Here is a 22,523-nt window from a genome sequence, read left to right on the forward strand (position 1 = left end):
CGAGAAAATGACATCTGTGAATATCCGGGCGATCCGGCAGAAAATCACCCGCATTAATACAGGCGGTAAGCCGCGTGTACTTGATCTCTTTTCTGGTTGTGGAGGCCTTTCTGTAGGATTCAATGCAGCAGGATTTGTAATTGCTGCCGCCATTGAAAACGATCCTTATGCTGCTGCATCACATGGCCTCAATTTTCACGGAAAAGATGCAGCGCATTCTATGGCGCGGGACATAACCAGTACCAGCCCTGACGAATTAGTGCGTGAGCTTGATCTTGGATGCAAAAGCTCGGATGCCTTTGATGTCCTTATTGGTGGGCCTCCGTGCCAGGCATTTGCACGTGTTGGTCGTTCCAAATTGCGTGAGATTGACGAACATCCGGAAGCCTTCAAACATGATCCACGCGCGCGACTTTATATCGATTATCTGCGTTACGTTGAAGCCTGTGCGCCATTGGCAGTACTGGTAGGGGTAGTGTGCACATAGCTGCAAAAAGCGCCACGTAATTTCGCACCACATGTCTCCTCACGCTAAAATGGCTCACGGAAAGCATGCCATCCTAAATTCTCGGCGTGTAACAAGGAGAATTTGTGAAGTGGCACTGGAACGAAGACGAACTGGAGATACAGTGGTCATTATCGGTCGAGGAATCGGCATTACTGCCAGGCCGCACCGATAGCGGCAGACTTGGATTTGCAATTCTATTGAAATTCTTTCAGTTTCAAGGTTTCTTTCCCGACAGTCAAAAAGGCATACCGCACGAGATTGCTGTCTACCTTGCGCATGCAACCAATTCGGCGGTGGCAGATCTGGATGTTTACGAATGGGACGGGCGCACCGGCCAGCGGCATCGCAAGAAGATCCTGGGCTTTCTGGGACTACGTCGCCCATCAGGTGAGGATTTGCAGAAACTGCGCACATGGCTGACCGCTGAGGTCTTGGCGCTGGATGTTCCATTCGAGCGATTGCAGGAATTGGCTGTTGAGTGGTTCGCCCGACAATCGCTGGCACCGCTTGATCCCACGCCATTGGAACGGTTACTTCGATCAGCCATTCATGCTTTTGAGACTGAACTAATCCAATCCATCGCCAACCTGCTAAGTGCCAAAAGCAAGACATCGATAGACAAACTATTGACGGTCGAAGAGCCAAACGTCAATGATGAAAATACTTCCATCGTCAAAGACGACGATCTTGGTTTGTCGCACCTCAAATGCGATGCTGGCCGAATAGGCCTGGATAGCGTTTTGCAGGAGCTCGCCAAACTGGCCAGAATTCGCAAGCTTGCATTACCGAGTCAAGCATTGGCTGGGCTTCCCATCAAATGGTTACAAAAATACCGTCGCCGAGTTGGCACCGAGTCAAGTTGGGAATTACGCCGACATCCACCGGAGATACGCTACGCCTTGGTAGCGGCGTACTGCTGGCAACGAGAGCACGAGATCATCGACGCATTGATCGATTTGCTAATTCTGGTCATTCATAAGATCGGTACTCGCGCCGAAAATAAGGTCGAGCAAGAATTGCTCAACGATTTACGCCGAGTGCGTGGCAAAACCAATGTCTTGTTCAAATTGGCGGAAGCGGCGATCGATGAACCCGATGGCATCGTCAAGGATGTATTGTATCCGGTGGTGGGATTGGAAACATTGAAAGACTTAGTCAAAGAATTTAAGGCCAGCGGCCCTGCCTATACCAAGGTGGTACATACGGTCATTCGTTCCTCATACAGCAATCACTACCGCCGGATGTTGCCGCAGATACTTGATGCGCTGGAATTCCGTTCCAACAACACCGCGCACCGGCCGGTGATTGAAGCCTTGGGTCTGCTCAAAACCTACCGCGACAGTACGCAACAATATTTCTCCGCCAACGATGTGGTGCCGATTGAGGGCATCGTCAAAGGCAAATGGCGCGACATTGTTGTGGAAAAAGACAAGAATGACAACGAGCGCGTCAATCGCATCAACTATGAAATTTGTGTACTGCAAGCATTGCGCGAGCGGCTACGCAGCAAGGAAATCTGGGTCGTGGGTGCCGACCGCTTCCGTAATCCGGATGAGGATTTGCCCACCGACTTTGAAACCAATCGCACTGCCTACTATGAAGCACTCAAGCAACCACAGGACACCCAGTTATTCATCGACGGGTTAAAGAAAACGATGACGGACGCCCTCTGCATGTTGAACAAGGGAATGCCAAAAAATCCACGCGTCAAAATTCTTGATCGTGGCAAGAACCGTATTTGCATTACTCCGCTCGATGCGCAACCCGACCCGGAAAACCTCAAGCACCTGAAAGCCGAAATATTTGAGCGCTGGTCATCCACCAGCTTGTTGGACATCCTCAAGGAAGCTGATCTGCGGGTTGGCTTCACCGATTTGTTCCAGAGCAGCCGGCAACGCGAAACGTTAGATCGTGATACCTTGCAACGGCGTTTGCTACTGAGTCTCTACGCACTAGGCACGAACGCCGGACTCAAACGAATCGCAGCGGCGGGACATGGGACGACTTATCAGGAATTGCGCTACGTGCGGCACCGTTTCATCCAAAAAAGTACATTGCGGGCAGCGATTTCCCAAGTCGCCAATGCGACTTTCGCTGTGCGTCTTCCGGAAATATGGGGCGAAGGCACGACCACCTGCGCGTCGGACTCCAAGAAGTTCGGCTCCTGGGATCAGAATTTGATGACCGAGTGGCATATTCGCTACGGTGGTCGTGGCGTGATGATTTACTGGCATGTCGAGAGCAAATCAGTCTGTATCTACTCGCAACTGAAACGATGCTCCTCCTCCGAAGTGTCGGCTATGATCGAAGGTGTATTGCGTCACGACACTGATATGGATGTGCAGAAAAGCTACACGGACAGCCACGGGCAGAGCGAAGTCGGCTTCGCTTTTTGTCATCTGCTCGGCTTCGATTTGTTGCCACGTCTGAAAGCCATCGCTTCACAAAAATTGTACTTGCCGGAAACAGACAGTGCCGGCAATTATTCCAATCTCACTGACATTTTGACGCGTCCAATTAAATGGGATTTGATCCGCCAACATTATGATGAAATGATCAAATACGCAACCGCGTTGCGCCTGGGTACAGCAGAAGCCGAAGCCATTCTTCGCCGCTTTACGCGTGGCAACCCGCAACATCCGACTTACCAAGCATTCGCGGAACTTGGCAAGGTGTTGAAAACCATTTTCTTGTGCCGGTATATTGATTCGGAAGGCCTGCGCCGCGAGATTCACGAGGGGTTGAACGTCGTAGAAAACTGGAATAGCGCCAATGGATTTATCTTCTACGGCAAGAGCGGTGAAGTCGCCAGCAACCGGCTGGAAGATCAAGAATTATCGGTGTTGTCGCTGCATTTGTTGCAATTATGCTTAGTGTACGTCAATACCTTGATGATTCAGCGCGTGCTATCGGAAAAGCCCTGGTGTAACAGGATGAAAACTGCGGACTTGAGAGCATTGTCGCCGTTGATTTATAGTCATGTGAATCCGTATGGGCGATTTGATTTGGACATGAGTAAACGGCTCCCAATCGAAGCTGATTTTGCGTTGGTGGCATAGGGCTAATCACTGAAGGCGGTTTTGTTGAGCAGATACCTCATTGCGCAAAGGAACGTTTGCGCAATGCAGGGAACATGGCCATCGTGCGGGGCTTCCCATGTTGCACAAACCTGTTGCATAATGAAACATTAATGCAATAGGTTTATGCAACGATTATGCTCATCGGATATGCCCGCGTCTCGACGGACGACCAAGAAACCGCTATTCAGGAATCCGCCCTTAAACAAGCTGGATGCGAAAAGATATTTCCTGAAATTGCATCCGGTGGTCGATGGGATCGTCCGCAACTGGCTCGTGCGCTCGATCATCTTCGTGTCGGCGACGTTCTGGTAGTCTGGAAACTTGATCGGCTGTCGCGCTCGTTGAAGGATTTGCTGACGATTATGGAGCGGATCGACCAACTCGGCGCCGGCTTTTGCAGTCTGACCGAAGCGATCGACACCACGACACCGGCCGGACGTATGATGATGCAGATGGTAGGATCATTTGCGGAATTTGAGCGCGCCATGATTCGCGAACGTACCAAGGCAGGAATGGAATCGGCACGCAAACAAGGCCGCGTCGGAGGAAGACGGCCCAAGCTTGAGATTCGTCAACAGCAAGAAATTGTCGTAATGGTGATGACCGGACAGAAGACCGCTGCCGAGGCTGCTCGGTTATTCAAGGTTCATCCGGCAACCGTTTCTCGTTTGCTGGCCTTGCAATCTGGAAGTGCAAAAAATTAATTGCTTCGCCATAACACGTTAAAAATGAAACAGTACACGACCACCTCCTGCTTTTCGACCTTTATGCTTCCCTATATCTTGTTCGTTCGGGATTTTGAGGAGCGCAAGAAAACGGTTATGACTTGTTGCCTTGGCTGGAATATTAGCCTATTCCCGGATATCGCGCAGCGCGAACAACAAATCGACATGGTTTGGAAGATGGTCGAAGCCGACAACCAAGAGTTGCCGCCTCCCGGTTTAGAACAGGGATTCAAGCAGGATTTGCGTATGTTGGTCACACAGAAGCGCGATCTCTTTCCTTGGCTAATGAAAAATATCCCAAAAGCTGAACTAAATCGGAATGAGACTTGGGATGTTCTGAGTATTGACGCAGGCAAAGGTGTCGAGGAAATCCAGCTTGTCACACACCCAGATCCGATGGGACTGCCCTACATCATTGAGGTGCTACGCGGCATTCACCGTGATACAGAGGCGCAGGCGGATTTGATACAGCAAGCCCGTCGGACGCCTGGCGCAATCAAAGACATGGTGACGACTGAAATAGTAACCGCCTATTGTGTGCAGCGCGCCGACCTTATTGGATATCGGCGTATGTTGACGGTGTGGCTAGATGTTCAGCCGGCTCCAAGCGTAAAGCGCGTGATCGGTCATTGGCTGGGTGTGCTTAATGAAATCGAAATGCATACAAAAACACTGTTGGGCATCCTCACCGAGATAGTGAGTATTGAAGAGTCCTGACGTGGTTGCTAACCATAATTCTGGACAGCCAGTAATGGATTGCAATTACGTGGCGCTTTTTGCAGCTATGTGCACACTACCCCATCAACGGTGATCTAAAACAACATGTGGATTGGTTTAAGGTACTGAGCCCAATCCATTTGCAAAATGCGCAACTCCCCGCAACCATTCCAAGCAATCCCAAACGCATTACCAAACCGGTTAGCTGGTAAACGTCACGGCCCGCCGGCGACGATACAGCGGCCTGATAACATCGGTCGGGAATCAAATTAATTGAGAATGGCGGAAAATTGAGTATTCCAACGAAATCAGCCAATGGTCCAGATAGATTTTTGCAGGATTGAATGCTCGGGATTGGCCGAGCCTGTCCTGAAGAGTGTTCTATATTTTCGTGTGCTGGGAGTAACTATATTTATTTTGTAGGAAAGACCGTCGGAGTAATTAGCTGGAATCCAGGAGGCGACACTAATTCAAGGTTTACGTTTTTTAATTGCTCTACGAATGTGTTGTAGGCCTGAGAATTTTGAGCCTTAGCTGCACGAAAAAAAGCAGCTAATCTTACGGAAGTGGTAAGAGTGTCATAAATATATGAATTTATACCGCCTTCCTGTGCCACTTTCTTCGAAAGCGCATCACTCAAGGACTTCATATGAACTAGCGGAATTGCAGCGAGTTTCTCTTCTACATCCTGGGAAAACTTTTTGAAAGAACCTTCAATGCGCGCCCACTCAGCAGGTTGCTCTTGTTGCAGTTTTTCAAGGTAATTTTCCAGTTGATCCACAGTCAGCGAGATTGTCTGATCATCATTTTTGTTGAGGGCAGTGTGCAGTGTGTTTTTGAGCGTATTTTCAGTCGAGCCAGGAACAGGGTTAGTTCCATCAAGTTTTGTAAGGATAGTCTTAGCGAAACGCCTATTCAATTTCACCGTAGCATTCTGCAGGAGATCGAAAGGGTCCTTGTTCTGCATGTTAGTCCGCAAAAGTTTTTCCACTTCAGCTTCTTTATCCTCCTGTAATCTAACAAGTGCAAACGTAACATATGCTGGGAAAGGTAGATCTAAAGCAGCAAGCTTTTCAAGCGCCGTTTCTTCTGCCATGTCATCCTTTTTCCAACAGTGCCAAGACGGATAGCCATTCAGGATCATAGCTTGTGGTGTAGCGGCATAGGTAAGGTCTGAGTCAATGTCACCTGTTATATAAGACTGGAATTTTTCGGGTTGCTCATCAAGCCATTTTTGCACATTATCGAAATGCCTAGAATTTATCTTAATAGCATCAAGTGTTGGCTTTCGCTCCCCCGCTCCTAAAATATATTGGCCTTTTTCCTTAAATAAGTCAGTCGCTTCGTTCACGAAGACGAGCATGTCGGCCTGTAGCAGCCTCAGGCCAAGGAGCGTGTTCTCTAGCGCGGGATGATAGTTCGCAATCATTGCCCTTTGGGTTCTTTTGAGTTCCTCTTCGCGTTCCGAATCAGCCAAAGATCCAAATAGAGTGACGGCCGCTTCCTCTCCTGAGCGCACATACCGCGCAAGAGGAACAAATTGCCAGTCATAGGCTGGTGCGGAAACTTTATTGATTTTGCCCTGATGGTCGCGTAACTCAACTTTTAACCGCATGCCGTCATTCACAGAAGGGTCATAGGAAAGGCCGATAATTTCAGAACCATCAGCGCTTTTTGCAACCTTGGTAAATGCGACTCCTCCAACTTTTAACGCGAAACCACGAAACGCAGAAGGACTAGCTGAGAAATTGATAGATAGTCGTTGAGCTGGTTCGTATATTAGACTTGTCGAACCAAGTTTGAGTGTCGATGCGGCTGGGCATGCCGGTCCAGGGCAGTCATGTATCGGAGCGGATATTAAATTTTGCGCATTTGCACTACTAAGGAAAAGTAAAACACCCGCCAATATTATTATGTTGTGACGGCGCATGTTAGATATGCTTTCTTAGTAGAACGGACAAGTAATTGAGCCATCCCTCCCACTCAGAATAGTCAGGAAGTTCATCTAGGCGTTTGATACTTTGCTCTTGATCCCATGCCCGAAACTGTTTCGCAATATCAATAACATCCTTATCAAAATAAAGTGACAAAGTTGCTAACTGTGACGAGAGTTGATGTTTTGCGGCATCTCTTTCAGAGATATAACGTTCAAGCCTTTTTTGCTCATTCTCTGTTAGCTCTCTATCCTTTGCGAGTTTTGCGATAGAAATCAGCTTCTTCCAATTCTCAATGTAAACAGAAAAGTTAGAAATGGTTTGATCTGCTCTCTCTAATCTTTTGTCCTTGTAGTATTTGTCTCGCTCAATGCTCTTTAAAAACCAAGCAGTGAAAAATGATATGATTCCAGCTAAAAGAGTTGGCGCCCATTTACTTATCACACTTTCCATTGATTTTGACTCTATAAATTGTCTGGCAGTGTTGAGTTAATATTGTAAATAGTGTTTGTAATTAAGCCCAATGCGTCTATTTGTTATGATACATAATTGTACTTTGGGCAAAATCATCTTTAGTCGACCAATTCGAAAATAGTTAGCAATTATTGCCGTGTATCGGCTAACGCAGGAACATGGCTCCGAATTATTGCGAGCAGCAAAAATCAGTCAAACCTTTAAATTTATCGAACGATAGCGATCATTCCAAGCTTCGTTACCCAACTTGTTCGCTGCTTCTCATAAGTTTGCGGCTATTGAATCAAATTAGACGATAGACCGCAATGGGGCGGTTTTGATCGTTCAAGGAGAATCAGGACTTGAGCGGGCGTAACCGGTTTCATTTGCAGTTAATTCGAGCTGAAATCGGCGATAAATGCGAGTCCTTACAGATACAGACTAGTGGCTGGCACGCAATCTCAAATATCAGCGCCCTGCATTCGCAGGGCTTCTTAATTCGGGGCTGGGTGGGCGGGAATAAAACCCAAGGCCTGTGAAGGCCTTGGGGCAGGGTGGCCGCGCTAAGCGGCCTCTTTGCTGCTTTCAGCTTGTCCATGGCGACCGGTCAGAAAATCGACCGCGCGTTGCGCATGAGCGGCGGCGGAAAAAATAAAACGCTTGTCGTCCTGTAGGGCTTTAAGCCATGTGGCGATATAAGCGGCGTGGTCGTCGCGGATTTCCGGGGTGATGCCCAGTTCGGCACACAAGAACGCCGCCCCAAGCTCAGCAACCAACTCTTCCTTGGCATAGCCTTCATCTCCCCACTGTTTGCGCCCAAGGTCGCGGTCGAGGCGGGACGGGTGCCGCGTCCAGTGAGTCATCTCATGCGCAAGGGTGGCGTAATAGGGGTTCTAAGCCCAAAACCGCGTAATTTTCCCATTTCTTGTTAAATCAGTAAGTTAGTCAGAAGCAAACCTATTATTTACGCCAAGGACACATCAATTTGTTTACCCAGGACTTTTGCCGCCGCTTCCAATTGATCGAGGCGCGAGGCTTGGCCTAAGTCGAATATCCTTGATATCATGGCGTCAAGACATAGCTTTAATGACAGACAATAATGGCCGATTTCACAAAGATGCCATTTGGATTGCGCGAATCAGACAAGCACCTAGTCGAGGTGTATGAAGTAGAAAACGGTTTAAGATGCGGCTGTATCTGCCCATCCTGCAAAACCCCATTGGAATCCAGACAAGGTCAAGATAGGGTTTGGCATTTTGCACATGCCAGCAGGAAGGTTTATGGAAGAATTAAAAATGAATGCGACTATTCATTTTATTTGTCGGTCCGCTTGATGGCGCGGCAGCTCATTGATTCGCAAATCACGCTTGGCTTGCCGGAATATAGAGGCGCAGTTTGTCATCCAGAAGACCGCTCGTTGAGGCAAGGTTTTGTTGTTACTCCAGAGCAGAATATTACCGTTGAAAACATTATCGTGGAATCAACGTTTGAAAACGTAGCGGTTGATGTTATCGGTACGGTCAAGTCTTATGATTTTGTCATGTACTTCACGCATCCTGAACGCGCGACTCCAAACCAGCTGTTTGATCCAATCAATAAAAACTGCGGAATCGTAGAGATAAAATTAGATTCTTTATCCGCTGATTTTGCAAATGCTAAGCAGCTAGGCAAGTCATACCACGAAATTTTGTCGAGCTTTTTATCGACTAATCGACTGGCAAAAAAATGGATTTTTCACCCAAGGTATAAACAGTACGAAGAAGCTGCGAAGATCGAAGTGGGAAAGCATAAGCCATATAAGGCATATACTGAAAATTTATTCCTGGATTCTCCAGTCACCAAAAATACAAGCAGTGCAAAAACGGAGTTTAGTTTGGCCGAATTAAAGGCATGGGGAGAGAGGATGAGATTGAAACAGAAGCGATGATAATCAGTCGCTCGACACCTGTAGATTTTGGCGCATTTCGTATTTGCCGGCACAGATCTCAATCACCAACCTGCGAACTTTTTGTAAAAGCGGTCCACAATGCCAGTTGTCCTGCGGCAATGCTGATTAATTAACACCTATTGCTGATGCTCTGTTCGAATACAAGCACGCAATCGATCTCAATCTCTGCGAATTAAGCCGGGCATGCCAGCGGTAACGTCAAAACTGCTGCGGTTTGCAAGGCAGTTGATTTGTTATGGTGCAATTATTGCTCAACACAACATGACCGGCCTGGATAAGTATGTTTTTAAGGCTTAATACACTCGTCACATTTGTGCTGTAAATTTTTTCTGTACGGCCGTGATTTGACATGTTAGTGGTTATTTCAGAATTCTTTGCCAAGTCGATGTGCTGTAAGCCGCCTACCTATGCAGGAGCTTATACGATAACGATGAGAATGGCTTGCTGATTTAGCTTGGGTCGTCTGCAAGTAATGGTTTACGCGCTAATAAGCAAACGTGGTTAGGTTCTCAGCTTTGGTGGAGGTGCATGCCTGCTGTCAGGTGATCGGATTAGGTAGAATTCGGATGTCACAGTGCTGCTGTAATACAGTGAACTCAAAGCTACTTATTTTGCGCATTATTTCGCAACATGAAATACTCTATTCCTAAATTCCGATATTTACGAATAGATATAACGAAATTAAACTGGGCTCAGTCGCTACTTTCAAAAGTCTGAGAATAGATTTCCAGTAACGGTAGGCAATCACACGTTACAAAAAATAAAAGGGATGTATTTCGTAGGTTGTTTACCCTGTACTTATTAGCACTTAATATTTTCGCTAACGCCGGGCCGGTAGGTCATAAGCCGCCCACCTACGCAGAAGCTTATCTGATAAGGAAGAGGATGGCTTGCTGATTTAGCTTGGGTAGTCTGCAAATAATGGTTTACGCGTTGATAAGGTAAACGTGGTTAGGTTGTTAGATTTGATGGCGGTGCATGCCTGCTGTCAGGTGATCGAATTAGGGAGAATTTGGATATGAAGCGTTTGATGTTGGGTCTCTGGTGTCTAGGTTATTTTGTAGCGATGTCTGCGATAGCCGCACCCATCGACGATGCCAGACTGAAAGCCGTCGCCTGGCTGATCACTCACCAGAGCGGCGACGGCAGTTGGCCGAGCACAACGGGATTGGAGATGGCGGAGACTGCGGCGGCTGTCGAAGCCTTGACCAATGCGGGTGTGACCAAGAGCGATACTTACACGAAAGGCGTGGCCTGGTTGCAAAACCATCAAGCCTACAGCACAGATACGCTGGCCCGTCAAATCATTGCTCTCGCGCGGTCGGGGCGGGATACTTCAACTTTGGTATCACGCTTGATCGCATGGCGTAACGACGAAGCGTCGCCCCAGAGCAGTTGGGGGGCTTACGACCACTACAGCACCAGTTACCCCGACACGGCTATGGCATTGGAAGCCATCAAAGTCAGCGCTGCTAGTTATGCCCAGGAAGCCAACACTTTGTGCAAAATTACCAGTCAACGCAACAGCGACGGCGGTTGGCCATACTTCGTTTCACCCAGCGTCATTCAACCAAGTCGGATTCTTTCGACGGCGTATAGCCTGATCGTGCTAAGCCGTTACCAAGGCGCACAACTAACTTGTAACGGCACGAACACCGACATCTCGTCGGTGCTGGCCACTGGTGCCACCTGGCTGAAGACTCAACAGAAAACACCCGGCGGTGGTTTTGGCGAAGGTAGCGCCGGGACGGTTTTAGAAACCGCATTGGCCTATCGAGCGCTGGTAACCATACTCGGCGCCACCGACCCCGCTGCCGTGAATGCGCAAAATTTTCTCATTGCTCAACAGCAAGCGGATGGCGGTTGGGGCGGCGGGGACGCGTTATTGACTACCTTGACCTTAGCGGCGCTCCCTGCCACCACGTTGGCCGATACCGATAGCGATGGTTTGCCGGACGGTGTCGAGACACAGGCGCTGCTCGGCACCGATCCTAACCTGGCAGATAGCTATAAGCTGGCGAAGGGTAACGGCCAAAGCATCTCAGGCGTCACGACCGCTCAAAGCATTGCCCAGGCGACTATTAACCAACCCTTCACGGCAACCTTAACCGCGAACGGCGGCACCCCGCCTTATACTTGGACGCTAACCTCGGGCAAATTGCCGGACGGGTTGAGTCTGGCCCCGGCAACAGGCGTCATTAGCGGCACCCCCACGGCTATCGGTACTTTCAATTTTGTTTATCAAGCGTCTGCACCCGGCGCCCTGGTCGCAACTGCCGGTCAGATCGAGGTGATTGCCGCTGCTGTTGGCGGTACCCAAGTGCCCAGTGTCCCCGAGCGTGGTTTGCTCCTGATGGGATTGCTACTGCTCTTCACCATCAGACAGCTTCAAAAACCCAAAGCCCTCGACCTCCGCTAAATCTTCAGGCTCAGCCAAGGAATTTTCCATGTCACTCGTTTCCGGCTTCCGTTCACTCCTGGTTTTCGCGTTGCTATGCCAGGGTCTATTAGTGACGTCCTCCCTATGGGCCGCCCCGAAAGATCCCGCCGCTTTGCCGGACGCCGTGGTGCAATCGCTGCTCAAGGTGCACCAACAACCGGGCAACGCCTTAGCGCAGCAACTGCGCGAGCATCTGGACGAGGCCGCCGACCTGATAGACGAAGCGGATAACGAGGACCAATTGCAACAGGCCGGCCAAGCCAATCGGCTGCCTTCCAAACAGGAACTATTGGAAGGCAAACGATCCGAAATTGCGGACTTAAGGCAAGACGTGGACGCTGAGCTGGATCGGATGCGCGCAAAGCTGGCCGGCCTAAAACAGCCCGATAAAGTGGCTGCCTTCGACCGTTATGCCAAACAGGTCGCGCAACGTTTTGATCGTATCGATCATGCCTTGTCCGGATTTTCCGCTGCGCATGAAGACGGCACTCGCCGCCGTGCCTTAGGCAATGCCAAAGCCGAGTTACGGGCATTGCATCGCCGTGGGCAAGCTGCCGATGCTGCGCCCGAAGCGATGCCGATGCCGACTATCCGGCTAGGTGCCGAGGTGAAACCCACGCCCGCAGAGGCCAGTAAAAAATTACCCCGTTATCTGAGCGTTGGGCCATTCAAGCCCGATATGCCGGCCTACGCCTTCCTGCTGGATATGTTGGGTAAACCGGCCGAAGCGGCGGTGCCGACGACGCCTACTGAAGCGGCAGCCTGCGGTTATTCGCAGCCGGACCTCGCCGCCACTGAAGACGTGGTCATTTCCCAGGAAATCCGAGACCTTGCCGCGAAACTGAATTACTCGCCGGTCAAACTATACCAATATGTGTATAACAACATTCGCTTCGAGCCTTACTTCGGCTCGATGAAAGGCTCGCTCGGCACCTTGTACAGTAGTGCTGGCGGCGCAACTGACCAAGCATCTTTGCTGATTGCGCTATTACGCGCATCCAACATTCCGGCCCGCTATGTGCTGGGCGACGTCAAATTGATCGATTCCGCCAATCCCGGTGCTAATGGCCGTGGCCCGCGCTGGGTAGGCGCCAAAACGTACCAAGCTGCCGGTGCAATTTTGTCGGGCAACCTCAACCCTAATGCCGGTTATTATACCAACGCCAACGGCATATTTCTGCGCCATGTCTGGGTCGAAGCCTGCTTACCTTACGGCAATTACCGGGGCGCTTCAGCTGACAATACCGGCTACCGCTGGATTCCACTAGACCCCAGTTTCAAGGACAAAACCTATCAACCGGGAATTGCCGGTATCCAATCCAATGTCGCTTTCGACTATAGCGCCACGGGTTATCTGTCCGGCCGCACCAATACTTTGCCGCATGAACGTTACACGTCTCAGGTCGAAACCTACATCAAGGGCCTAAACGCGGACAATACGCTGCTGGATGTACCTTATCTGGGCGAACAAACGGCCAGAGCCTACGACATTTTACCGGTGACGCTGCCTTATGATGTCGTCCAATACGTCAATTGGTCCGGCACCAGCTCATCAGAAGCCGCCAGCCTGCCGGCCGACCATCGCTATCAGTTCACTATCAAAGTACGAGACGGTAGCGGCAGCGTGTTATTAACCGACCAACAATTATCGTTACCCGCCGTTGCCCAGCAACGTGTCACGCTGTCCTATGTACCGGCGGATTCAGCTTCGCAGACCCTCTGGAACAACTGGAACGGGGACTTGGCCAGTCCCCCAGCTTGGTCAATCTCCATCCGGTCATCAAGGTCGATGGCGTGATCCAAGCGACCGGCACCGGGTCTATCACCTTGGGTACGCAGCATCGCTTGATCATGAAGGTGACCTTGGGCGACACCACGCTCTCTCAAGCCTCTTGCCGTAACGATGATCCGGCCAGCAGTACGCCGGACCCCGATTTGCATTGTTTCAACAAGACCGTCTACACCAATTTGAAAGCCGGCGCCCATCACGCACTGATGGCCTATGCCCGGCAAGGTTCGGATCGTCTGCTGGCGGAACGGGCCGACCGTTTGATTCAGTCGGTGCAAGCCGCGCCGACCGCACCGACGCCGGCCAACGCCGCCAATTACGATGAAACGGAAGGCGAACTGCTGCATATCGCCTTAATGAAGTACCTGCGCTACGTCACCGATGCCGGACAACGGCTGGGCGAACTCAATGGTGTCAGTAGTGAAAGCGGCACCCATCTCGGCTTGACCGCCGCCGGGCTCAAGGTCGATTACCTGTTCGATCTGCCGTTTGCCGTGCATCCGAGTGGGCCCTACATCGACGTGTTGGGTAATCTTGCGCATCTGGTCAAGCTCGATACCTCAGCGACTGACGGTACGACTCTCCTTAACGAAACCTGGCCGACATTCAAGCTGTTTGCCTACAGCGCTTCGGCCTACGAGCACTACATCTGGCAAGAACTGATCCGTACCGATGCGGTGTCCACGGTACGCGGCTTGCAATTTGCGACTGAAAACACGATTCCGCTACGTACCTTCACGCCGATGAGCGATGCCAGTTTTGAAAGTAGCTGGGCCGCGTGGATGGACAACGTCAGTATGGGGACATATAAGGCGGCAATCAAAAAAGAGGTGGTGACTAAACAATCGACTGTTACCGTACCGAGAAGCACGATTGCCTACACCGACGGCCAAACCCATAGCTGGAACGGCGCCGTCTACATGGTGGAAAATCAAACCAATGGCTACTTTTCTGCGATGATCGCCGGCGGTCTTGGCGGCGGCTACCCTTTAGTCAATCCGAGTCCTGTCAGCACATCCTACCCGCGCGATAGCTATCTACCCAGCAACTTCTTCAGCAGCTTCCCGATCAACTCCACCACGCTGTCCAACGGTTTAAATGCCCTGCAAAGCTGGGGCGGCGACCCGGTCAACCTGGCCACCGGCAATTTGTATCACAGCGAGCGCGATATTACGGTGCCGGGCCGGGGCTTGCCGCTGGTGTTCGAGCGCAACTACAACAGCCGCAATCCCAAGGACGGCCCGTTGGGCTTCGGTTGGACCCACAGCTTTAATCACAAACTGAATTTTTACGGCGTCGAGGGCGGCTTTGTCAAAGTCGGCTGGCTGGACGGCAGCGGCGCGGAACGTTTCTTTCGCTTGTCCGGCAGCAGCGTCCCGGCGGGCAGTAGCTTTCTGGCCGCCCCCGGCGTGTATGCCACGCTGAAGCGCGAAACCGACGGCAGTTGGAGTGTTACCGAAAAGAACGGCCTGCGCTACGGCTTCGAGACCAACGCCGGCACGACGGCCGGCACCCTGGCCAAACTGCTGAGCATCAAGGACCGCAACCTCAATACCTTGACCCTGAGTTATAACGCCGACCAGACGCTGAAAGACGTGACCGACGGGCCGGGCCGCAAGCTGGCCTTTAGCTACACCACGGGCCGCATCACGCAATTGGATGTGAAAGCCATCGGCGGCACGATATTGGCTACCCACCAATACGGATACACCGACGGCAACGGCAACCTGACCAGCTACAAAAGCCCGTTAGCGGTCGCCAACCAACATGCGCCGGTCACTTACACCTACTACAACAGCGCCGACGGCCAAAACCTGAATCATGCCCTGAAGACCACCGCCGCGCCACAAGGCGAAGGCATGAAATTTTCGTACTACCTCGATGGCCGGGTGTTCCGTCACCAACGGCATAATAACGGTACGTTGTTACCGGAAACCACCACCTTCCGTTACCAGGATTTTCGTCGCGAAACCGTCACCGTCAACGAACGCGGCTTCGAGCGCCGGCATACCTTTGATGCCAACGGCAACCCGTTGCGCATCGTCGACGAAACCGGCGCCGCTCACGATTACAGTTACGATCCAGTCAACCCCTTCAATCGCCTGACCGAATCCGACCCGGCCGGTTTGCAGGTGCAATACCAGTACGACGGCGCCGGCAACGTCATCAAAACCACCCAGCCGTCCGGCGCCACCACCGAATACTATAACTTCACCGCCTTCAATGCCCCGCAGCGCATCAAGGATGCCAAGGGCAACTGGACCCTGCTCAAATACGACGCCCAGGGTAACCTGACCGACAGCGTTCGCTTAAAAGCCGGCATCGTCCCGACCGCCGGCACCACCCCGGCGTTGGCGAACATTGCCGCCTGGACGAAACGTAACTACGATACCGCCACCGGCCAGCCCACCCAAACCAAAACCTTACGCGACTTCACCGGCGCCACGCTGGGCAGCTTCGCCAGCGGCACGGGACCGACCGTCACCACCAGCTATGATGCCAACACCCTCTATCCGATCCAGATCGCGCGATCGGGCGACAAGACCGGCGACGGCGTCATCAATGCATCGGACCCGACCGATACCGCCACGCTGCAATTCGACAACCTGGGCCGGCAGACGCTAGGCATCGACGCCGACTGGCAGACGGTCAGCAGCAGTTACGACGCCGATAGCCTGCCGCTGACCGGCACCGATGCCGCCGGCCATCTACGCAACTACTTTTACGACGGCGACGGCCGCTTAACGGCTAACGAACTGGAGCTGACCCAAAATAATCAAACCCGGCTCTGGGATAGCGCCTACCGCGGCTATAACGACGCCGGCCGGCTGGAAGCCAGCCTGGACGCCGGCGGCCATATCAGCCAGTACCAATACGACGCGGCCGGTAACCTAACGTTGCTGACCGACCCTGACAACTACACCCTGGGTTTTGATTACGACGCCGTCAACCGCTGGATCAAGGCCTACGACAAGGCCGGGCATCACGTCGACCGCAAACTGGATGCCGCCGGCCGCGTCAAAACCGTCACCGACCCCAACGGCAACACCTCGATTTACAGCTATTGGAACGCCAGCCAAGACGGCCGCCTGAAAAGCGTGACCCAACCCAAGGTCGGCAGCTACACCCTGGGCCAAATCCGCCAGTTCGATTACGATGTCCTGGGGCAAGTCGTCAAAACCACCGATACCCCCGCCGCCGGTGCCAGCGAATCCGCTCGCGACACCCTCAACACCTATAACGTCCTGGGCCAATTAGTCCGGATTGCCGGCCCCGCCCATGCGGATCAAAACCCCAGCAGCGCCACCTTCAACCAAACCATTCGGCCGCTGACCCGTTATGTCTACGACAATCTAGGCCGTCTGACCGAGATCAAAGCCGGCCAAACCACGGCCGACGGCGGCAGCGGCATCGACGCCAACACCGGCGCCAGTGCCGGCGATACGGTCGCCACCCAAGCCAGCTTTCAATACGACGACTTCGGCCGCAAGCTTAACGAAACCGACGCCCTGGGCCAGGTCACCACCTACAGCTACGACCTAAACAACAATGTCAAAACGGTACAGACTCCGGGTGCCAACGGCCACACCCTGACTTACGCCTGGGACTACGGCCACCAGTTGCTCAGCGTCACTGCCGAAGACGGTAAAAAAATCGACTACGACCGCAACCCGCTGGGGCAAACCACCCACAGCGAAAGCTGGGGCGCCAATCCCGGCAGCCAACTCGAGGTCGCCTATGACTACGCGTACGATGCGGCGCATCGCCTAACAGATGTCACCGACAGCCGAGGCCAAAAAACCCTCAGCTACGCCTGGAGTCCCGGCGGCCTGCTGGACAGCCAACAAGACAACGACGGCCGCCGTACCGATTACCTGTACGATCCGGTCGGCCGGCTGATCAGCCTGTGGTCGCCCAACTACGACCACTACACCTTCGACTACGACGACGGCGGCCGATTGCTCGAAGTCCGCTACCCGTCGGGGTTAAGCCAAACCCAGGTTTGGAACGCCGATAACAGCTTAGGTCAAATCGCTCATAAGAACGCCGCGACTGTCATCCAACAAAGCCAATACAGCTACGACGGCCTGGGCAGAAGAAAGACCAACCAGGAAACTCTCAGCGGCCAGGCCACCCTGAGTTACACCTACAGCTACGACGCACTGGACCGGCTGACGCAAGTCCAAAACGGCACTGCCAGCCAAACCCAAAGCTTCAGCCACGACGTTTACGGCAACCGGGTGCAAAAGCAAATCGGTGCGCCGGTGACCAACACGATTGCCTACAAACTGGATACGGCCAATCAACTCACCGAAGTCCGCCAAACCAATCTGAGCGGCACCCTGCTGGAAGCCTACCTGTACGATCAAAACGGCCAGCAAACCCAAAAATGCAGCGGCGGCACGGTCACCCGGCCCAACGACCAAAGCTGCACCGCCACCACCCAAAGCCAATACCAATACGACAGCTTCAATCGACTCAATCAAGTCCAAGTCAACGCAGTCACCACCGGCAGCTTCAAATACGACGACCAAGGCCGACGTACCCAGAAAACCGAAGGCGCTACCGTCATCAATTACCATTACGACGGTGGCTCAATCTACGCCGAATACCCCGGCAGCGGCTGGACCACAGCGAACGCCGTTTACGTTCAGGCCGGCACAGACCACCCGCTGGCAAGGCTGACCGGCAACGTCAACCTGCCTAGCGCCACGGCGGCTTACTATCACCAGGATGGCATCGGCTCCATTCTCGCCACCACCAACGCCGCCAAAGCCGTCACCGCCACCCAACGCTTTGACGCTTATGGCAGCAAAATCGCAAGCTCAGGCACATTACCGCAGTACGGCTACACCGGCCGGGAACCGGACGCCAGTGGGCTGACTTACTACCGGGCCCGGTACTACGATCCGAACCAAACACGGTTTACCCAGCGCGACCCGCTGGGCTATGTCGATGGGCTCAACCGCTACAGCTATGTGCATAACAATCCGATTAACTTTAATGATCCGAATGGGTTGCTGGCGCAATCCGTCAGAACTTGGGTGCAAACGGATGGCATTAGCTATGTTAACAGCGGGCTGAATGCGGTCACACCGGCCTCAAATGCTTTTCAGCAAACAGCTGCCAATTACCAAGCCGGCAACTATACGAATGCCGCGATTTGGGGCATTCAAGGCGGATTGGAGATTGCGGCAGCGGCTGTTACCGGGGGCGAGTCTCAAGCTGCAAAAAACCTGCTGACAAAAAGTGTTTCAGAAATTAAACCAGGATCATTTTCCATTGTGGACTGGACCGGCTATCCTGCCGCTGTACCTAAACCAACTAATCCTGTAAATCTTATTTCCGGAGCTGAGTATGAAGCGAATCGTGCTGCTGCGAATGCAGCTAATCGGTCAATACATAAAGCTGATCCGTCAATTAGTCCGCAACAAGTTCACGAAATTCAGCCTGTGAAATTTGGTGGCAGCCCTACTGACCCGGAGAATAAAGTAACCGTTGATCCTTCGCTTCATTATCAACTGAATACATGGTGGAAAGACTTACAACGATACATAGAGAACGTTAATGGAAAATAGTACATTTAATGAGAGTCTTCTAACTGAATCATTTACTCTCAACGGACCGGCATCTAATGATGAGATTTCTAAGATTCCACACGTTGAAATGTTGCCATCTGATTATATTGATTTTCTAAAGCTCGGTAATGGCGGTCATGGCTCTATAGGTGAAGAGCACTTAATAGTTTTTCGTGCAGATGAAATATCGCAAATCAATCAAGCTGCCGCTGTTGAAAGATTTGCACCAGGACTTTTAATATTTGCATCAAATGGCGGAGGACAATCTTATGCTTTTGATTTGCGAGATAAAGACATAAAAATTGTTAAATTTTACGATTTTGATCTCGGTGATGAAGAGCCTTTTTTTTGTGCAATTTCTTTTAATGGATTATTAATGTACTTAATTGAACAAACCACGTAAAGGCCGCAAAAGGCCGTAAGCCCGTAGCGGGCGGTAAGGCACGAACCGCACGTTTTGAAGCAAAAAACGCATCGCAAGCTCTTTAACAATTTAAACAACCAATGTCGGTGATGGAATGCCGGCGGCCATATCAGCCAGTACCAATACGACGTGGCCGGTAAGACGCCAACACAGTCGCCACCCAAGCCAGCTTTCAATACGACGACTTCGGCCGCAAGCTTAACGAAACCGACGCTCTGGGCCAGGTCACCACCTACAGCTACGACCTAAACAACAATGTCAAAACGGTACAGACTCCGGGTGCCAACGGCCACACCCTGACTTACGCCTGGGACTACGGCCACCAGTTGCTCAGCGTCACTGCTGAAGACGGTAAAAAAATCGACTACGACCGCAACCCACTGGGGCAAACCACCCGCGCCGAAACCTGGAGCCCGACGCCCAATAGCCAAATCGAGGTCGCCTACGACTACCAATACGACGCCGCCCACCGCCTGACCGACGTCACCGACAGCCGAGGCCAAAAAACCCTCAGCTACGCCTGGAGTCCCGGCGGCCTGCTGGACAGCCAACAAGACAACGACGGCCGCCGTACCGATTACCTGTACGATCCGGTCGGCCGGCTGATTAGCCTGTGGTCGCCCAACTACGACCACTACACCTTCGACTACGATGACGGCGGCCGATTGCTCGAAGTCCGCTACCCGTCGGGGTTAAGCCAAACCCAGGTTTGGAACGCCGATAACAGCTTAGGTCAAATCGCTCATAAGAACGCCGCGACTGTCATCCAACAAAGCCAATACAGCTACGACGGCCTGGGCAGAAGAAAGACCAACCAGGAAACCCTCAGCGGCCAGGCCACCCTGAGTTACACCTACAGCTACGACGCACTGGACCGGCTGACGCAAGTCCAAAACGGCACTGCCAGCCAAACCCAAAGCTTCAGCCACGACGTTTACGGCAACCGGGTGCAAAAGCAAATCGGTGCGCCGGTGACCAACACGATTGCCTACAAACTGGATGCGGCCAATCAACTGACCGAAGTCCGCCAAACCAATCTGAGCGGCACCCTGCTGGAAGCCTACCTGTACGATCAAAACGGCCAACAAACCCAAAAATGCAGCAGCGGCACGGTCACCCGGCCCAACGACCAAAGCTGCACCGCTACCACCCAAAGCCAATACCAATACGACAGCTTCAATCGACTCAATCAAGTCCAAGTCAACGCGGTCACCACCGGCAGCTTCAAATACGACGACCAAGGCCGACGTACCCAGAAAACCGAAGGCGCTACCGTCACCAACTATCTGTACGACGGACAGAATGTCTACGCCGAATACCCCGGCAGCGGCTGGACCACGCCTAACGCAATCTACGTCCAAGCCGGCACCGACCATCCACTGGCCAGGCTGACCGGCAACGTCAACCTGCCGACGGCGACGGCCCAGTACTACCACCAGGATGGCCTGGGTAGTATCCTCGCCACCACCAACGCCGCGAAAGCCGTCACCGCCACGCAAAGGTTTGATGCCTACGGCAGCAAGATCCAAAGCACCGGTACCGTTCCACAATATGGCTACACCGGCAGAGAACCGGACGCCAGTGGGCTGACTTACTATCGGGCCCGGTATTACGATCCGAATCAAACTAGGTTTACCCAACGCGACCCCTTGGGCTACGTCGATGGGCTTAACCGCTACAGCTACGTCCACAACAATCCGATTAATTTTAATGATCCGAATGGGTTGTTGGCCAGACAGGTGTTGACCTGGGGTGATACGCAAGCAACAAGTTACGTCAACGCTCGTAACGACCTGTATACGAATATCGGTAACAACATTGCGTATTCCTATAACAACGGAGTCAGTCAGTTACCATCATCAATAAGTGGACCGATTCAAGACTTTGTCAGTGGTGCACAAGGACAGATTAACTCGAATTCTTCAATTTCTAATTTCCTAGGCAATCAAGCACGGACTGGGTTTTATAATGTCCTAGATTCCGTGGCTCCCAAAATACCGGGAACGGATGTGCGATTCGCTTTTGGGCTTGGAACAAAGGATGTTTTACTGCAAAATAAAGCGGCAGGTGCTGCTTGGGAAGCAGAAGTACTGAGTAATGTGCTTCCCCAAACTCAGTCAAATATCCAGCCACAAATTACTATAAAGTCAAACGGACCTTCTGGTCTAAACGTTCGCCTTGATGCTCTAGGTACAAATGTCGAAACCGGGACTACAGTTTTATCGGATATGAAAGCATCATCCACTGCGCCTCTGACGCCAAATCAAGCAGTGGTTTATCCTGAGTTAGAGATTTACGGCGGTACAGTCGTAGGAAATGGCAAAGCTCCTTATGTTGGGGGAACTCAAATTCCTCCTTCAATTGTTGATATTATACGGAAGGGGTCTCAATGAGTTTAGATAATATAGAAGTGGTTGACGCTATAGGCACTGAAAATGAAAGTGATACAGTTGTATTAAGTATTATTGACTCATGGGATTGGGATGATGTGAATCTGCATTTGGCAGCTATTCAGAACAAACTAAACGCGTATTTTGGTTTTATTGAATCAGAACAAATATACGAAACCTACCCCAGCGCAATTGGAAAAAGTGTAAGGATAGATATTTTATCTAGGTATCCTGTTCCAAAAGAAGGGTTAAAATTATTTCAAGACGCATCAAATGTCGCGTCAAGGCTAAACATAAGGGTTAACCATATTTTCTCAAAAAATATCGGTTCTATAGTCCATTAATCAAAAAACCATCGTAGTTCCGTAGGTTGTATCCGAACCATATCTCGCGACTGGGCGACAAGACCGGCGACGGCCGCTTGAAAAGTCAAGCGGCTTGTGCTGAGCCGGAATACCCAGACTTCGTTATGGGACTCGAGCTTTCGCCGTTACGACAACGCGATAACGTGCGCCCAGGATGCAAGGATTTTTTTG

12 protein-coding genes and 2 pseudogenes are annotated in these 22,523 nt (G+C 51.8%); 11 read left to right on the forward strand and 3 right to left on the reverse strand.

Annotation, left to right across the window (positions count from 1 at the left end; translation table 11 throughout):
• Window positions 1–7: 7 nt before the first annotated feature.
• The 4 genes and pseudogenes from ACH50O_RS23175 to ACH50O_RS23190 form a co-directional block, all read left to right on the forward strand.
• Window positions 8–469 (forward strand): annotated as a pseudogene (locus tag ACH50O_RS23175) (DNA cytosine methyltransferase); the annotation flags it as partial.
• A gap of 122 nt (window positions 470–591) precedes the next feature.
• Complete coding sequence (locus ACH50O_RS23180) at window positions 592–3,567, forward strand: Tn3 family transposase (protein WP_446812282.1); 2,976 nt, start codon at window positions 592–594, stop codon at window positions 3,565–3,567.
• Window positions 3,568–3,722: 155 nt separating this feature from the next.
• On the forward strand, window positions 3,723–4,292 hold the full coding sequence (locus ACH50O_RS23185; RefSeq protein ID WP_446812183.1) for a recombinase family protein: 570 nt from the start codon (window positions 3,723–3,725) through the stop codon (window positions 4,290–4,292).
• 24 nt (window positions 4,293–4,316) lie between these two features.
• On the forward strand, window positions 4,317–5,030 hold the full coding sequence (locus tag ACH50O_RS23190) for a hypothetical protein (RefSeq protein WP_446812184.1): 714 nt from the start codon (window positions 4,317–4,319) through the stop codon (window positions 5,028–5,030).
• Window positions 5,031–5,442: 412 nt separating this feature from the next.
• Here ACH50O_RS23190 and ACH50O_RS23195 read toward each other — a convergent pair whose 3' ends face one another.
• The 3 genes and pseudogenes from ACH50O_RS23195 to ACH50O_RS23205 form a co-directional block, all read right to left on the reverse strand.
• Window positions 5,443–6,960 (reverse strand): hypothetical protein, encoded by a 1,518-nt coding sequence (locus ACH50O_RS23195; RefSeq protein WP_446812185.1) that lies wholly within the window; start codon window positions 6,958–6,960, stop codon window positions 5,443–5,445.
• Between the two features lies 1 nt (window position 6,961).
• The gene (locus ACH50O_RS23200; RefSeq protein ID WP_446812186.1) at window positions 6,962–7,417 is read right to left on the reverse strand and encodes a hypothetical protein; all 456 of its coding nucleotides are present in this window, start codon (window positions 7,415–7,417) and stop codon (window positions 6,962–6,964) included.
• Window positions 7,418–7,980: 563 nt separating this feature from the next.
• Window positions 7,981–8,304: pseudogene (locus tag ACH50O_RS23205) on the reverse strand (zincin-like metallopeptidase domain-containing protein); the annotation flags it as partial.
• A gap of 212 nt (window positions 8,305–8,516) precedes the next feature.
• On the opposite strand from ACH50O_RS23205, the gene ACH50O_RS23210 reads away from it, so the two are divergent.
• The 7 genes from ACH50O_RS23210 (at window position 8,517) to ACH50O_RS23240 (ending at window position 22,331) form a co-directional block, all read left to right on the forward strand.
• Complete coding sequence (locus ACH50O_RS23210) at window positions 8,517–9,344, forward strand: competence protein CoiA family protein (protein WP_446812187.1); 828 nt, start codon at window positions 8,517–8,519, stop codon at window positions 9,342–9,344.
• A gap of 1,039 nt (window positions 9,345–10,383) precedes the next feature.
• Complete coding sequence (locus ACH50O_RS23215; RefSeq protein WP_446812188.1) at window positions 10,384–11,784, forward strand: putative Ig domain-containing protein; 1,401 nt, start codon at window positions 10,384–10,386, stop codon at window positions 11,782–11,784.
• Between the two features lie 28 nt (window positions 11,785–11,812).
• Window positions 11,813–13,603, forward strand: a complete 1,791-nt coding sequence (locus ACH50O_RS23220) for a transglutaminase domain-containing protein (RefSeq protein ID WP_446812189.1) — start codon at window positions 11,813–11,815, stop codon at window positions 13,601–13,603.
• Window positions 13,564–19,173, forward strand: a complete 5,610-nt coding sequence (locus tag ACH50O_RS23225) for an RHS repeat-associated core domain-containing protein (RefSeq protein WP_446812190.1) — start codon at window positions 13,564–13,566, stop codon at window positions 19,171–19,173. The genes ACH50O_RS23220 and ACH50O_RS23225 overlap by 40 nt, the downstream gene beginning before the upstream one ends.
• Window positions 19,163–19,576, forward strand: a complete 414-nt coding sequence (locus ACH50O_RS23230) for an SMI1/KNR4 family protein (protein ID WP_446812191.1) — start codon at window positions 19,163–19,165, stop codon at window positions 19,574–19,576. The genes ACH50O_RS23225 and ACH50O_RS23230 overlap by 11 nt, the downstream gene beginning before the upstream one ends.
• 347 nt (window positions 19,577–19,923) lie before the next feature.
• The gene (locus ACH50O_RS23235) at window positions 19,924–21,990 is read left to right on the forward strand and encodes an RHS repeat-associated core domain-containing protein (protein WP_446812192.1); all 2,067 of its coding nucleotides are present in this window, start codon (window positions 19,924–19,926) and stop codon (window positions 21,988–21,990) included.
• Window positions 21,987–22,331: a DUF6572 domain-containing protein gene (locus ACH50O_RS23240; protein ID WP_446812193.1), complete on the forward strand. Its 345-nt coding sequence runs from the start codon at window positions 21,987–21,989 to the stop codon at window positions 22,329–22,331. Before ACH50O_RS23235 ends, ACH50O_RS23240 begins: the two co-directional genes overlap by 4 nt.
• Window positions 22,332–22,523: the final 192 nt, after the last annotated feature.

The sequence above is a fragment of the Methylomonas sp. 2BW1-5-20 genome (assembly GCF_052474515.1).

Excerpts from the sequence above, each read along its gene's own strand:
- ACH50O_RS23185 (WP_446812183.1), top strand. The coding sequence starts at position 3,723 with ATGCTCATCGGATATGCCCGCGTCTCGACGGACGACCAAGAAACCGCT.
- ACH50O_RS23195 (WP_446812185.1), bottom strand. The coding sequence starts at position 6,960 with ATGCGCCGTCACAACATAATAATATTGGCGGGTGTTTTACTTTTCCTT.
- ACH50O_RS23240 (WP_446812193.1), top strand. The coding sequence starts at position 21,987 with ATGAGTTTAGATAATATAGAAGTGGTTGACGCTATAGGCACTGAAAAT.
- ACH50O_RS23220 (WP_446812189.1), top strand. The coding sequence starts at position 11,813 with ATGTCACTCGTTTCCGGCTTCCGTTCACTCCTGGTTTTCGCGTTGCTA.
- ACH50O_RS23190 (WP_446812184.1), top strand. The coding sequence starts at position 4,317 with ATGAAACAGTACACGACCACCTCCTGCTTTTCGACCTTTATGCTTCCC.
- ACH50O_RS23230 (WP_446812191.1), top strand. The coding sequence starts at position 19,163 with ATGGAAAATAGTACATTTAATGAGAGTCTTCTAACTGAATCATTTACT.
- ACH50O_RS23215 (WP_446812188.1), top strand. The coding sequence starts at position 10,384 with ATGAAGCGTTTGATGTTGGGTCTCTGGTGTCTAGGTTATTTTGTAGCG.
- ACH50O_RS23200 (WP_446812186.1), bottom strand. The coding sequence starts at position 7,417 with ATGGAAAGTGTGATAAGTAAATGGGCGCCAACTCTTTTAGCTGGAATC.
- ACH50O_RS23210 (WP_446812187.1), top strand. The coding sequence starts at position 8,517 with ATGGCCGATTTCACAAAGATGCCATTTGGATTGCGCGAATCAGACAAG.